Source organism: Salinicola avicenniae (assembly GCF_023736115.1).
Taxonomy (GTDB): domain Bacteria; phylum Pseudomonadota; class Gammaproteobacteria; order Pseudomonadales; family Halomonadaceae; genus Salinicola; species Salinicola avicenniae.
Genome location: NZ_JAKQZC010000004.1, coordinates 176,238 through 189,723, shown reverse-complemented (window position 1 = coordinate 189,723; position 13,486 = coordinate 176,238). Strand labels below are relative to the sequence as shown.

General features: G+C 65.5%; 10 protein-coding genes. 4 read left to right on the top strand and 6 right to left on the bottom strand.

Annotation, left to right across the window (positions count from 1 at the left end; translation table 11 throughout):
- Positions 1 to 175: 175 nt before the first annotated feature.
- A complete protein-coding gene (gene purL / locus MC381_RS10240; protein WP_251977656.1) occupies positions 176 to 4,150 on the bottom strand; it encodes a phosphoribosylformylglycinamidine synthase in 3,975 nt (1,324 codons plus the stop codon).
- A 234-nt stretch (positions 4,151 to 4,384) separates the two neighbouring features.
- Here purL and mltF point away from each other — a divergent pair, with 234 nt between their 5' ends.
- Both mltF and MC381_RS10230 read left to right on the top strand, forming a co-directional pair.
- Positions 4,385 to 5,836 (top strand): membrane-bound lytic murein transglycosylase MltF, encoded by a 1,452-nt coding sequence (gene mltF, locus MC381_RS10235; RefSeq protein ID WP_251977655.1) that lies wholly within the window; start codon positions 4,385 to 4,387, stop codon positions 5,834 to 5,836.
- A 51-nt stretch (positions 5,837 to 5,887) separates the two neighbouring features.
- On the top strand, positions 5,888 to 7,846 hold the full coding sequence (locus MC381_RS10230) for a sensor domain-containing diguanylate cyclase (RefSeq protein WP_251977654.1): 1,959 nt from the start codon (positions 5,888 to 5,890) through the stop codon (positions 7,844 to 7,846).
- A 4-nt stretch (positions 7,847 to 7,850) separates the two neighbouring features.
- Here MC381_RS10230 and tadA read toward each other — a convergent pair whose 3' ends face one another.
- The gene (tadA, locus tag MC381_RS10225) at positions 7,851 to 8,321 is read right to left on the bottom strand and encodes a tRNA adenosine(34) deaminase TadA (RefSeq protein WP_251977653.1); all 471 of its coding nucleotides are present in this window, start codon (positions 8,319 to 8,321) and stop codon (positions 7,851 to 7,853) included.
- 112 nt (positions 8,322 to 8,433) lie between these two features.
- On the opposite strand from tadA, the gene MC381_RS10220 reads away from it, so the two are divergent.
- Entirely contained in the window at positions 8,434 to 9,258 is an 825-nt protein-coding gene (locus MC381_RS10220; RefSeq protein ID WP_251977652.1) for an acyl-CoA thioesterase, read from the top strand.
- A 105-nt stretch (positions 9,259 to 9,363) separates the two neighbouring features.
- Here the strand turns inward: MC381_RS10220 and MC381_RS10215 are convergent, their stop codons facing one another.
- A complete protein-coding gene (locus MC381_RS10215; RefSeq protein WP_251977651.1) occupies positions 9,364 to 10,437 on the bottom strand; it encodes an NAD(P)-dependent alcohol dehydrogenase in 1,074 nt (357 codons plus the stop codon).
- Between the two features lie 195 nt (positions 10,438 to 10,632).
- On the opposite strand from MC381_RS10215, the gene MC381_RS10210 reads away from it, so the two are divergent.
- Positions 10,633 to 11,550, top strand: coding sequence for an AraC family transcriptional regulator (locus tag MC381_RS10210; protein ID WP_251977650.1), 918 nt, complete (start codon positions 10,633 to 10,635; stop codon positions 11,548 to 11,550).
- Positions 11,551 to 11,555: 5 nt separating this feature from the next.
- Here the strand turns inward: MC381_RS10210 and MC381_RS10205 are convergent, their stop codons facing one another.
- The 3 genes from MC381_RS10205 to MC381_RS10195 form a co-directional block, all read right to left on the bottom strand.
- The gene (locus MC381_RS10205; RefSeq protein WP_251977649.1) at positions 11,556 to 12,293 is read right to left on the bottom strand and encodes a TSUP family transporter; all 738 of its coding nucleotides are present in this window, start codon (positions 12,291 to 12,293) and stop codon (positions 11,556 to 11,558) included.
- Between the two features lie 115 nt (positions 12,294 to 12,408).
- The gene (locus MC381_RS10200) at positions 12,409 to 12,933 is read right to left on the bottom strand and encodes a GNAT family N-acetyltransferase (RefSeq protein ID WP_251977648.1); all 525 of its coding nucleotides are present in this window, start codon (positions 12,931 to 12,933) and stop codon (positions 12,409 to 12,411) included.
- Positions 12,934 to 13,022: 89 nt separating this feature from the next.
- On the bottom strand, positions 13,023 to 13,469 hold the full coding sequence (locus MC381_RS10195; protein ID WP_251977647.1) for an META domain-containing protein: 447 nt from the start codon (positions 13,467 to 13,469) through the stop codon (positions 13,023 to 13,025).
- Between the last annotated feature and the right edge of the window lie 17 nt (positions 13,470 to 13,486).

Genomic DNA, 13,486 nt, shown 5'->3' with positions numbered 1-13,486 from the left:
AGATCGCCGGCATGGCGACGCTCGGCGTTGCCTCGACTCGGTCACGCTGCCTCGCACGCCGCCGCCACGGCGGCCAACGACGGCACCATCAAAAAAAACCGGCCTGCCCGTTCGTCGATAACCGAAGGGCAGGCCGGCTTGCGGTGCGACAGCTGACGCGCGAGCGCGTCGCGAATCAGTCGACCCAGACGCGCGCGTTACGGAACAGACGCATCCAGGCGCCGTCTTGCGTCCACTCGGGCGGACGCCAGGAATTGGTCACCGCGCGGGCGACACGTTCCGGGTGCGGCATCATGATCGTCACCCGACCGTCCGGCGTGGTCAGCCCGGTCACGCCGGCCGGCGAGCCGTTGGGGTTGGCCGGATAGCGTGTGGTGACCTGGCCGTCGTTATCGATGTAGCGCATCGCAATCTGGCCGCTGTTCTGCATGCCACGAAGATGGCCGCTGTCCTCGAACAACGCCCGGCCTTCGCCGTGGGCCACGGCCACCGGCAGGGTCGAGCCGGCCATGCCGGCGAGCAGGATCGAGGGGCTCTCCTCAACCTGGACCATCGAGACGCGCGCCTCGAACTGTTCAGATTCGTTGCGCACGAAGCGCGGCCAGCGCTCGGCGCCGGGAATCAGCTCCTTCAACTGCGAGAACATCTGGCAGCCGTTGCAGACGCCGAGACCGAACGTGTCCTCGCGAGCAAAGAAGGCGGCGAACTGATCGCGGGCACGACCGTTGTAGAGCGCCGATTTGGCCCAGCCGCCGCCAGCGCCGAGCACGTCGCCGTAGGAGAAGCCGCCACAGCCGATCAGCCCTTTCATGTCATCCAGCGCGATACGCCCTTCGATGATGTCGCTCATGTGAACGTCGACCGCCTCGAAGCCAGCCCGGTCGAAGGCCGCGGCCATCTCCACATGGCCATTGACGCCCTGCTCGCGCAGGATCGCCACGCGCGGGCGCACGCCACTGTTGATGAACGGTGCCGCGATGTCCTCGTCGACGTCGAAGGTCGGCGTGGCGGAGAGCCCCGGATCGCGCAGATTGAGCAGACCGTCGAACTCGCTCTTGGCGGAAGCCGGATTGTCGCGCAGCGCCTGGAGGCGATAACTGGTTTCCGACCAGGCGCGCTGGGTCATGGCGCGTGTGGTTTCCAGCAACGGCTCCTCGAACAGGGTCACGCGAACCTGATCGTCGTAGCGCGGGCGAGCGATCACACCGCAGGTCTCGATGCCGGCCGCGGCGAACTGCGCCAGCACGAACTCGGTCTCCTCGCGGTTGACCTGGATCACCGCGCCCAGCTCTTCGGCGAACAGCGCCTCGACCGCCCCCACGGCATCGTCGATCAGCCAGTCGAGCTTGATCTCGAGGCCGCCGCGACCGGCGAAGGCCATCTCCAGCAGCGTCACGATCAGGCCGCCATCGCTGCGATCGTGGTAGGCCAGCAGTTTGCCGTCGGCATTGAGCCCCTGGATCACGCGGAAGAAGGCCAAGAGATCCTCGGCATCATCGACGTCCGGGCACTCGTTGCCCACCTGACCGTAGACCTGGGCCAGGGCGGAGCCGCCCAGGCGGTTCTGGCCACGGCCGAGGTCGATCAGGATCAGATCGCTCTCGTCCTGGTCGAGTCTCAGCTGCGGCGTCAGCGTCTTCATCGCGTCGGTCACCGGCGCGAAACCGGTGATATCCAGCGTCAACGGCGCTGTCACGCTCTTCTCCTCGAGCGTCTCACCCTCGCCGGCCTGCCAGGCGGTGCGCATGGACATGGAGTCCTTGCCCACCGGCACCGCAATGCCGAGCGCCGGGCAAAGCTCCATGCCGACGGCGTGCACGGCATCGAAGAGCGCCTGGTTCTCGCCGACGTGGTCGGCGGCGCTCATCCAGTTGGCGGAGAGCTTGATATCGGAGAGCGCGGCGATCGGTGCTGCGGCCAGGTTAGTAATGGTCTCGGCCACCGCCAGGCGCGCACTCGCTGCCGGGTCGATCAGCGCCACCGGTGGACGCTCGCCCATGGCCATCGCCTCGCCGGCGTGGGTATCGAAGCTTGCCGTGGTGACCGCGCAGTCGGCCACCGGCACCTGCCACGGCCCCACCATCTGGTCGCGGGCGACCTGGCCGGTGATCGAACGATCGCCGATGGTGATCAGGAAGCTCTTGGAGGCCACGGTCGGCAGCTTCAGCACCCGATCCAGCGCTTCACGCAGGTCGAGGTTGTCGAGCCCGAGCCCGGGCAAGCTGAGCGTCTGGCGCTCGAAGCTGCGCTGCATCTTGGGCGGCTTGCCGAACAGCACGCTCATCGGCAGATCGACCGGGTCGGCCTCGAAATGGCCATCGCGTACCGCAAGGTGATGCGCTTCGGTCGCCTCGCCGACCACCGCGTAGGGGCAGCGTTCACGCTGGCAGAGCGCATCGAAGGCGTCGAGCTGTGCCGGCGCCACCGCCAGCACATAGCGCTCCTGCGCTTCGTTGCACCAGATCTCGAGCGGGCTCATGCCAGGCTCGGTGCTAGGTACGGCGCGCAGGTCGAAGAGGCCGCCGCGGCCGCCGTCCTTGACCAGTTCCGGCAGCGCATTGGAGAGACCGCCGGCGCCGACATCGTGGATAAAGGCGATCGGATTGGCTTCGCCCAGCGCCCAGCAGCGATCGATCACTTCTTGGGCGCGGCGCTCGATTTCCGGGTTGTCGCGTTGCACCGATGCGAAGTCGAGATCTTCGCTCGAGGCCCCGGAGGCCATCGACGAGGCCGCGCCGCCGCCGAGACCGATCAGCATCGCCGGCCCGCCCATCACGATCAGCTTGGCCCCGACGGGGATCTCGCCCTTGAGCACGTGGCCGTCACGCACGTTGCCGTAGCCGCCGGCCAGCATCACTGGCTTGTGGTAGCCGCGACGCTCGATACCGCCGGCGCCCACCGCGTCGAGTTCGAACGTCCGGAAGAAGCCGTTGAGATTGGGCCGGCCGAACTCGTTGTTGAAGGCGGCACCGCCGATCGGCCCCTCGAGCATGATGTCGAGCGCCGACTGGATGCGCTCGGGTTTGCCGTAGTCGAAGGCTTCCCACGGCTGGACGAATTCGGGAATACGCAGGTTGGAGACGGTGAAACCGGTCAGGCCAGCCTTGGGCTTGCCACCGCGGCCAGTGGCGCCTTCGTCGCGGATCTCGCCACCGGCACCGGTCGCCGCGCCCGGGTGCGGAGCGATGGCGGTCGGGTGATTGTGCGTCTCCACCTTCATCAGGATGTGGATCGGCTCGTCGGTCGCGCCGTAGACCTGCGTCTCCGGGGCGGGGAAGAAACGCCCGGCTCGCGAGCCTTCGATGATCGCGGCATTGTCGCTGTAGGCGGAGAGCACCTTGTCGCTCGACTGCTCGAAGGTGTTCTTGATCATCTTGAACAGCGAGTGCTCGAAAGCCTCGCCGTCGATCACCCAGTCGGCGTTGAAGATCTTGTGACGGCAGTGCTCGGAATTGGCCTGAGCGAACATCATCAGTTCGACGTCGGTCGGGTTTCGCCCAAGATCCTGGAACGCGGCGACCAGGTAGTCGATCTCATCCTCGGCCAGCGCCAGCCCCAGCTCGCCATTGGCCGCCGCCAGCGCCGGGCGGCCGCCTCCGAGAATATCCACTGTCGCTAGCGGCGTCGGCGCGTGATGCGAAAAGAGCTTGGCGGCATCGCTCGCGTCGTAGAGCACGCTCTCGGTCATGCGGTCGTGAAGCAACGCGACCAGGGCGGCATAGGCATCGGCATCGGGGACGCGCTTGAAGGTCACGCGATAAGCAATACCGCGTTCGATGCGCTCGACCTGCGTCAGCCCACAGTTGCGCACGATATCGGTCGCCTTGGAGGACCACGGCGAGAGAGTGCCGATACGCGGCACGACCAGAAAGCGGTGGCTGGTGTCGGCAAGATCGCCACCCACCTGTCCGCGAGACTCGCCGCCCTGCGCGTCGTGGCCGCCGCGGTTTTCATGACCATTGCCGTGACCATAGTCGAGCAACCGCTCGAGCCGCTGGCGAGCCTCGTCATCCAGCGCGCCTTGGTGATCGACAAAATGGACATAGTGCGCGCTCAGCGACTCGACTTCGGGGACGCTTTCGCGAAGCGTGGCGAGCAGTTTGGCGTGGCGGAATGCAGATAGCGCGGGTGCGCCTTGCAATTCGAGCATGGCGGTGACAGCCTCCAGAACGGTCGAGGATCGCGGGCCAGGCCGGTGGCGGTTCCCACCGGTCGGTCGTGGCAGCGATGCCGGGATCAGGGCGACATGATACTGGAAAGCGCCAGGGCTCGCTAAGCCAATGCCGTCATCACCTATCCGGACATCGCGCCCCCGTCGCACGAAGATGACATCGCCCCTCAGGGTCGCTATGGTGTGGCGTCACGCTTCCACCGATCGCACTGCATGCCCTATCTCCTGACGCGCTTGCGCGTCGCGTTGGCCTTGCTGCTGGCACTGGCGACGCTGCTCTGCCCGGCTCAGCTATCGATTCGTTTCGGCGACGGTCTCGACTCGATCCGCAAACGCGACTTCTTGCAGGTTGCGACACGCCACGGTCCGGTCACCTTCTACGAAGGCAGCCATGGACCGACCGGATTCGAATACGAGCTGCTGCGCCGTTTCGCCCATTCGCTCGGTGTCAGCCTGGCGATCGACAGCAGCAGCCGTATCGATCACGTCCTGGACGACGTGCGTGACGGCCGCGCCGACATGGGCGCCGGCGCCCTGACGCTCGACCTCGCCCGTCCCGGTATCCGCTACAGCCGTCCGATCCTGTCGTTGCAGCCGCTGGTGGTCTATCGGCGCGGCCTGCCGCCGGTGCGCACCCTGAATGATCTGATCGGGTTGCGCATCGGCGCGATCGCCAACTCCGGCAATGCCGAGGCGTTGCGGACCCAGCAGCAGAACCTGCCGGCACTGGGCTGGCGCGAGGCCGAGGACCTGACAGTGGCCGACCTGATGGAAATGGTCGAACGTGAAGACCTCGACGTGGCCGTGATCTACACCCATCAGTTCAAGCTCAACCGTCTCTTCTTTCCCGACGTGGAACGCGGCTTCGCCCTCGGCAAGCCCCGCAGCCTCGCCTGGGCCTTTCCCGCCGACACGCCGGTCGACCTGCTGCAAGCGGCCAATGCCTTCATCGACGCCCAACGCGAAAGCGGCGAACTCGACGACCTGATCGCGCGCTACTTCGGTCACGACGACTACCTGGAGTACGTCGGTGCACGGCTGTTCATTCATCACGTCAGCAACCGGTTGCCGCGTTTCGTGCCCTATTTCAAGGAGGCCGCGCGCGAGACCGGCTTCGACTGGCGCCTGCTCGCCGCGCTTGGCTATCAGGAGTCGCACTGGGAGCCCGACGCGACCTCCCCCACCGGCGTGCGCGGCCTGATGATGCTGACCCGCCCAACCGCCAGCGAAGTCGGCATCGACAACCGTCTCGATCCGCGCCAAAGCGTCGACGGCGGCGCACGCTACCTGCTGCACGTCAAGCAGCGTCTGAACGAGGCCATTCCCGAACCCGACCGCACCTGGATGGCGCTGGCAGCCTACAATGTCGGCCTCGGCCACCTTTACGACGCCCAGAAGATCGCGCGACTCCGTGGTGGTGACCCCATGAGCTGGGCCGATGTCCGTGAAGCCCTGCCACTGCTGCAGAAACGCGAGTGGCACTCTCGGGTACGACACGGTTACGCGCGCGGCGGCGAACCGGTAATCTACGTGCGCAACATCCGTCGATATTATGAAATACTCAAATACGTCAACCGCAGTCAGCAGCAGTTCAATCAGTTGAGCGAGCGCGCCCTCGACAGCGAAGAGATCAGCCCTTTCGAGGTGATTTCCCCGCTGCTGTAGCGCCATGAGCTGGCGTGAGTTGTCACCGCGGACAAGGGAACAATAACGCCTATGCCTGTCGTGGTGTCTCGTCTGGCGCTCTACCTGGCGCTGCCGGTCGTGCTGCTGACAAGCTGGCCCGGCGACGAGCCCGATCAACGCTGGATCCTGGCACCGTTGATCGCCCTGCTCTGGCTCGGCCAACTGGCCGACTATCGCCGCTGGCGCCAAACCAGCCGCTGGCTGCTGATCCCCACCGGACTGCTGACGCTCGCCCTGATCGTCACCTACCTGCTCGCCGAAAGCTGGCTGAACACTCCCCTGTGGCAAAGCTGGCTACAGCACCTGCCGGGGCGTGGAACACTGTTCGAGCTGCGCCCGCCGATCCTGTCACTGTGCGTCATCTTCGGTTTGACGCTCAATCTCCTGCTGCTCTCCCGAATCGGCCTCGGGTCACCGATCTTGCTGCTGCTGGTCGCCTTGGGTGGCACCCTGCTGGGCTACCAGTCGATCACTCCGCCGCCCACCTACGCCTCCGGGTTGGTCGGTATTCCGGCGATGCTCTGGCTGGCGCTCGGGCTCTCGTGGCTGGTGCAGTTCGTCCAGCTCTTGCCCACACTGAAGCGCTACTGGCAACGCATTCTGCCACCGCTGGCGGTCGGCGGGCTGATTGCGCTTCTGGCCATGCTGAGCTGGCAGCAGCAGCGCCAGACCGACAACCAGCGCCTCTATCGCCTCATCGCCGGCGATGGGAACAACATCGCCACGCTGCTGGCCTCGGAAACGGCCGCCCATCTCAAGGCCATGCGTCGCTTCACCAGCTTCTGGAACATGCTGGAGCGCGTCCCCTCGCGTGCCGAATGGGACCAGCAGGCCAAGCGCTATCACGACGATTTCGGCTATTTCCGCAATATCGCCTTCATCGACCCGAAGGGCACGGTGATTCGCGTCTACCCCCTGCGCGACAACCGGGCCGTGCTCGGCATCAACCTCTATCAGACGAGCACGGGCATCAAGGCAGCGCTGGACCGTTCGCTGGTGTATGGCATCGAGGGCCAGACCGGTCTGATCGACTTTCTCCAAGGCGGGCGCGGCGTAATCAGCTATCTACCGGTACGCGACGTCAGCGACGGCAAGCTGCGCGGCGCCGTCGGCATGGTGGTCAGCGTCGACAACCTGCTCAACTCGCTGCTCTCGCAGACGCACAGCCAGGATCGCGCCGTGATGCTGAGCGGCAGCGATCAGATCTTCTTCCACTACGGCCCGCTCGGCGATCTTGCCGACTGGCGCTATCACCAGACGGTATCGCTCGGGGTCGACGAAGCGACGCTCAGCGTCCAGCCATCGCTGCATTGGCTGGTGCGGGAACGTGCGCGATTACCGGAGGTCACGTTGGCCTTCGGCCTGCTGCTGGCCTACCTGCTGCACATGGTGCTCTATATTTACCGCCGCCTGGCGCACCAGCACCGGCTCGCCAATGCCGCGAACGACTCGCTGCGCGAGGAGATGAGCGCGCGCGCGCGGCTACAGCAGGAGATCGAGTGGATGGCACGTCACGACGAGCTGACGTCGCTGCCCAATCGTCGCGAACTGCTGCAGTGGATGGATCGGCAGCAGAGGGCCTTGCCGCTGGCCCTGTTGATCTGCGACATCGACCACTTCAAGAGTGTGAATGATCACTTCGGCCACCTGGAGGGAGATCGCTACCTGAAGGCGCTGGCCGCCCGCTGCCGGGTGCCGGTAGAAGCTGCCGGCGGGCTCTTTGCGCGCTACGGCGGCGAGGAGTTCGTCGCCTGCCTGCCCAACGCCGACCGCGCTCGCGCCGAGGCGCTGGCCGAGGCGTTGCGCACGGCCGTCCTGGGGACCGGTCTGAAGCTGCCGGACGGCAAGCCGATGACCTTGAGTATCGGCGTCTGCGTGACAGACGCCCTGCATCGCGACCAGATGTTCCAGGCCGCCGACGAATCGCTCTACCGCGCCAAACAGAGCGGGCGCGACCGAGTGGTCTTCGCCGACGCCGCCGAAGTCTGAGCCTTCAGGCGCCGTCCCGCTCGCGCCGCGCGCGGAAAAACTGCTGCAGCAGGCGACCGGCCGGGGCGGCAAGCACGCCACCGGTCACCGCCACGCGATGGTTGAACCACGGCTGCGCAAAGAGATTGGCACGGGATTCCGCCATGCCGCCCTTGGGCTCTGCAGCGGCGTAGACCAGGCGGTCGACACGCGCATGAATCATTGCGCCGGTGCACATCAGACACGGCTCGAGCGTCACGAACAGCGTACAGCCCTCGAGTCGATAGTTACCGCAGGCCTGCGCCGCGTCGCGCAGCGCCTCGACCTCCGCATGCGCGGTCGGGTCATGCCCGGCGATGGGGCGATTGAAGCCCCGCCCGATCACCTCACCGGCAGCGTCGACGACGACGGCGCCGATTGGCACCTCGTCTTCGGCCAAGGCGCGCCTCGCTTCATCCAGCGCCCGGTGCATGTAGAATTCATCGCTGCGTTGCATTCGCGTCCCGTTTTCGTGACTGATGTTGCCTGACAGACGACCACGTGCGGTAGTCGGATCCCACGCACGATAGACTGCCGCCTGCCACCGATGCGCCATCAAGGATACGACAATGACACAGCCACTGGATGATCTGATCGCCCTGCTGGGACTGGAGGCCCTGGAAGAGAACCTGTTTCGCGGTCAGAGCCAGGATCTCGGCCTGCCGCAGCTGTTCGGCGGCCAAGCCCTGGGACAAGCCGCCTCGGCGGCTACGCAGACCGTGCCAGCGGATCGCTTTCTACATTCGCTCCACGGCTACTTTCTGCGTCGTGGCGATGCCAACCTGCCGGTGGTCTACTCGGTCGACCGGGTGCGCGACGGCGGCAGTTTCACCACCCGCCGCGTCACCGCCATTCAGAGAGGGCAGCCGATCTTCTTCTGCAGTGCCTCCTTCCAAGGGCACGAGCACGGTCTCCAGCATCAGCCCGAGGCCCCGACCGTCGCCTCGCCGGAAACGCTGCTCAACGAAGGCCAAGCCAAGCGCCACCGCTTTCGCGGCCACCCGGTGGAGTTCATCATCGTCGACGAGCATCATGGCCAGCCACCGTCTCGTCGCATCTGGTTCCGCATGGGGGGCGGTTCGATGCCGGCGGACCCGGCGCTGCACCGCTACCTGCTAGCCTACAGCTCCGACTTCAACCTGCTGCTGACCAGCCTGCTCGCCCACGATGTCGAGTTCGGCGATCCGCGCCTGCGCATCGCCAGTCTCGACCACGCGCTCTGGATCCACCGGCACCCGAAGCTCGACGAATGGCTGCTCTACGAGATGGAAAGCCCATGGGCCGGTGGTGCACGCGGTTTTGCGCAGGGCCGCTTCTACGACCAGGCAGGCCACCTGATCGCCTCGACCGCGCAGGAGGGCATGGTCAGAGTGATGGACGACCGCCGCGACTGATCGCATCTCGCCGGCACTCCCGCTCCACCGCGCCGCCGTCCCACCAACAAAAAGAGCGTGGCCCGAGGGCCACGCTCCAGATCAGGAACCCATCGCGCCGGGCGGTCAGCCGGCGTTCTTGAGCGATGCCATGTCGATGACGAAGCGATACTTCACGTCGCCCTTCTGCATGCGATCCCAGGCTTCGTTGATCTGATCGATATTGATCATCTCGACGTCGCAGGTGATCCCGTGCTCGGCGCAGAAGTCGAGGACTTCCTGTGTTTCCGGCATACCGCCAATCAGCGAACCGGCGAGGACACGACGACGGAAGATCAGGTTGGCACCGGAGATGGCCGGATCGATCGGCTCGAGCAGACCGACCAGGATGTGCGTACCGTCCGGCTTCAGCGCCGCCAGATAGGGATTCAGGTCATGCTGAACCGGGACCGTGTCGAGCATGAAGTCGTAGGTTTCGGCGATCGCCTGCATCTCGTCTTCATTGGTGGAGATGACGACGTGATCGGCGCCCTGTTTCTTCGCTTCGGCCTTTTTCGACTCGGAGCGCGTGAAGAGCGTGACTTCGGCACCCAGCGCCTTGGCCAGTTTCACGCCCATGTGGCCGAGACCGCCCATCCCGATTACGCCGACCTTGTCGCCCGGCTTGACACCGTAGTGCTTGAGCGGCGAGTAAGTGGTGATACCGGCGCAGAGAATCGGCGCGGCCGATTTGATGTCGAGCTTGTCGGGAATGCTCACGACAAAGCGTTCGCTGACCACGATGGAATCGGAGTAGCCACCTTGCGTCAGCTTGCCGTCTTCGCCATCGGGACTGCCGTAGGTCATCACGAAACCTTCGGCGCAGTAGTTCTCGAGGCCATCGTTGCAGGCCTGGCAGTGGCGGCAGGAGTCGACCATGCAACCGACGCCGACCAGATCGCCAGCCTGGTAACGGGTGACCTGATCGCCCACTGACGTGACGCGACCGACGATCTCGTGACCCGGCACGACCGGATAGGCCGCCATGCCCCAGTCGTCACGGGCAAAGTGTAGATCACTGTGGCAGACGCCAGAGTAGAGAATCTCGATAGCGACGTCGTCCGGACGCGGTGCGCGACGCTCGAAATTCCACAACTCCAACGGTGATGTGGCGGAGTGCGCGGCGTAGCCTTTGGCGGGAGTCGCTTGTGTATCGGCCATGAAAACCCTCCTGGATGGGGTCGGTGACTTGAGTGGCGACAAGTGTTGTCGAATCGCGCCGGCCCCGCCATGCCCGTTTCTGTACAACGACTGCCAAATCCTGTGCAATTAGGTAGTATTGTTACTGTATAACGCAAAATTTCATGCACAATACCCTGATTCGCTCTTTTAGCACCACTGACGTCAGGTAACGCCATGCTCGATATACCCTCACCGCAACCCTGGGATCGTGCACCGCAGCCGCCGGCGGGCGCCCACGAGTCTCGCGGCACTTCCGCTCGACTCGCCGCGACGCTGGCCCCACTGATCCGGCAGGATGGCTTTCAGGACACCGCGATCGATGGCGTACGCCTGATCGCCTCTCACTGCGGCCATCCGCGGACACCGCTGATCTACGAGCCGGGGCTGTTCATCATCGCCCAGGGTGACAAGGTCGGGTATCTGGGTGACCGAACCATTCACTATGGTCCGGGCAACTATCTGGTCCAGGCGATGCCGCTGCCGTTCGAGTGCGAAACGATCGCCAGCCGCGAGACGCCGCTGCTGGGCATTACCCTCGGCTTCGACCCGGTGATGTTGAACGAGATGGTGCAGCAGATGCCCGGCGGCAGCGCCGCGCCCGCCGAGCCCATGGCTGCCGTCGCGCTCGACGACACCATGGCCGACAGCGTCCAGCGACTGGTCGACTGCCTCCACGATGAGACCGCCAGTCGCCTGCTCGGCCCGGGTCGCATGCGCGAAGTGCTCTACTTCGCGCTGCGCGGCCCCCAGGGCGACTCGCTGCGTCACCTCGTGCAGCGCCAGGGGCAGTATGCGCGCATCGCCGAGTCGCTGGACTATGTTCATCGCCACTACGCCACCCCGATCAGCGTGGAGTCGCTCGCGGGTCGCGCCAACATGAGCGCCTCGCATTTCCACCACCACTTCAAGCGCACGACCAAGCTCTCGCCGATGCAGTATCTGAAGCGGTTGAGGCTATTGCGGGCCCGGGCACTGCTCGGCCAGCAGGGCTTCAATGTGGCCCGCGCCGCGGCGGAAGTCGGCTACCGCAGTACCTCGCAGTTCAGCCGCGAGTACAAGCGCTACTTTGGCGTCAGCCCCTCGCGGGACTGACGCTGTCAGACGAGCCCGCCAAGACCCCGGACCAGGTAGTAGACGCCCACCACCGTGACGATCCAGCGCGTCCAGGTGCGGAAACCTCCGTCGCTCAACCGGGCCAGAATGCGATTGCCGCTGCGCGTGCCGAGAAACGCCAGCGGGATGCCGAGCAGCACCCAGCCCCATTCGGCGGACCCCAGCGCCAGTGCCGCCCGCCAGTAGAAAACGATCTTCAGCGCATGCGAGACGACCTGGATGATCGCCTTGGACGCCACCACGGTGCGACGGTCGAGGCCGCTGCGGAGGAAACCGATGTCGATGGTCGGGCCGGAGACGCCAACGGCGATGGTTAGCCCGCCGGAGACGATGCCGCAGACGACCGCGTGGGCCGGCCGGGCGACGTTGAAGTGAAACCAGCGCTGGGGAATCCAGACCAGAATCGGCATCAGGCCGAGCACGATCAATACGACGGTCTCGCTGGGATGGTAGCGCACCATCGCCAGCGCCAATGCCGCCAACCCGACGCCGACGGCAATACCGCCGACGATGCGCCAGTCGATGTAGTCGCGCGACAGCCAGGCGCGGGACGCGTTGGCGGAGAGCTGGATGACGCCGTGCACGGCGATAGCGGCGGCGGCCGGCAGCCAGGCCAGCAGGAAACCCAGCAGAATCAGCCCGCCCGCCATGCCGAAGATACCTGACAGCAGCGACGTCACGAAGACAACGGCGAGAAACAGCAGCGACACGGGCAGGACCATGGGCGCCAGGCTCCAGCGTTCAGACGTTGACGTTCATATTGGAGGCGGTCGAATCGGCAACGCGCGGCAGACTACGCGGCTCGACCGGTCCGATTCACGTTTCGGCCGGCGCGATTCACGTCTCGACCGGGTGATTCGGCGTGGCCAGCACGCGCTGGTAGAACGCCAGATCGAGCCAGCGGCCGAACTTGAACCCGGCTTCGCGCACCGTACCGGCATGGGTAAACCCCAGCTTCTCATGCAGCGCAATGCTGGCGGCATTATCGGCATCGATGCCGCCAACCAGGGTGTGGTAGTGCTGCTGCTCGGCGCGTTCGATCAGTCCCTGCATCAGCGCGCGTGCAACCCCGCGCTGGCGGAAATCGCCGTCGACGTAGACCGAGTGTTCGACGCTATAACGGAAGGCCGCATGAGGGCGGAAAGGCCCATAGCTGGCAAACCCCATCAGCCGGCCGGTGGCGTCGTCGCACAGCCCCAGGACCGGATAGCCACCGGCACGCTTGGCGTCGAACCAGCCCTCCACGAATGCCAGCGTGCGCGGCTGATACTCGTAGAGTGCGGTGGTATGAAGAATGGCGTCGTTGAAGATCGCCAGCACGGCATCGCCGTGCGCATCGAATCGGCATTCGATGGGAGTCACGAGAACGCTCCTGAAAAAAGGGGGTGGTGCCAGATCCCGAGGGTGCGATCGGCCTGACAGATCGCCCGCCGTCGACGGCGGACGCGACACTAGTAGAGCGCATTGGCCACCAGTTCGGCCAGCGGCTGGCGGTTGGCATCCTCGAGCCGCAGCCGCTGCCCTTGCTGCGAGACGCTTTGCGTCTGTTCGAGCGCCTCGAGCCAGGCGCGCTCCTGGCGCATCGCGTCATCGGGGCAAGCCATACGCGTCGCGGCGAGGGACGAAAAGCTCACACGCGCCCCCTCGCGGCGGTAGCGACCGGCAAACCGGTTGCAGCCGGTCGAACCGTGCACCCGGCCATCCGCCGCCAGTACCAGATGCGCCTCCCGGCGCTGATCCAGGACCGTCACCGGCTCGCCGTCGAGCGACGTCAGCTTCCAGTAGGTGCCGACCAGCGGTTCGCTCGGTGCGGGCGCCGGGACCTCGGCGGCCATCCCGGCACATCCCGCCAGCAGCGACATCAACACGACAGACAATCCCCAGCGATACAGCGACATGACGGACTCCTGGTTGG

Bases quoted from the DNA above. Each gene is read 5' to 3' on its own strand.
- MC381_RS10215 (WP_251977651.1), bottom strand. From the start codon at position 10,437: ATGGCCGATACACAAGCGACTCCCGCCAAAGGCTACGCCGCGCACTCC.
- purL (WP_251977656.1), bottom strand. From the start codon at position 4,150: ATGCTCGAATTGCAAGGCGCACCCGCGCTATCTGCATTCCGCCACGCC.
- MC381_RS10205 (WP_251977649.1), bottom strand. From the start codon at position 12,293: ATGGTCCTGCCCGTGTCGCTGCTGTTTCTCGCCGTTGTCTTCGTGACG.
- MC381_RS10220 (WP_251977652.1), top strand. From the start codon at position 8,434: ATGACACAGCCACTGGATGATCTGATCGCCCTGCTGGGACTGGAGGCC.
- MC381_RS10195 (WP_251977647.1), bottom strand. From the start codon at position 13,469: ATGTCGCTGTATCGCTGGGGATTGTCTGTCGTGTTGATGTCGCTGCTG.
- mltF (WP_251977655.1), top strand. From the start codon at position 4,385: ATGCCCTATCTCCTGACGCGCTTGCGCGTCGCGTTGGCCTTGCTGCTG.
- MC381_RS10210 (WP_251977650.1), top strand. From the start codon at position 10,633: ATGCTCGATATACCCTCACCGCAACCCTGGGATCGTGCACCGCAGCCG.
- MC381_RS10230 (WP_251977654.1), top strand. From the start codon at position 5,888: ATGCCTGTCGTGGTGTCTCGTCTGGCGCTCTACCTGGCGCTGCCGGTC.
- tadA (WP_251977653.1), bottom strand. From the start codon at position 8,321: ATGCAACGCAGCGATGAATTCTACATGCACCGGGCGCTGGATGAAGCG.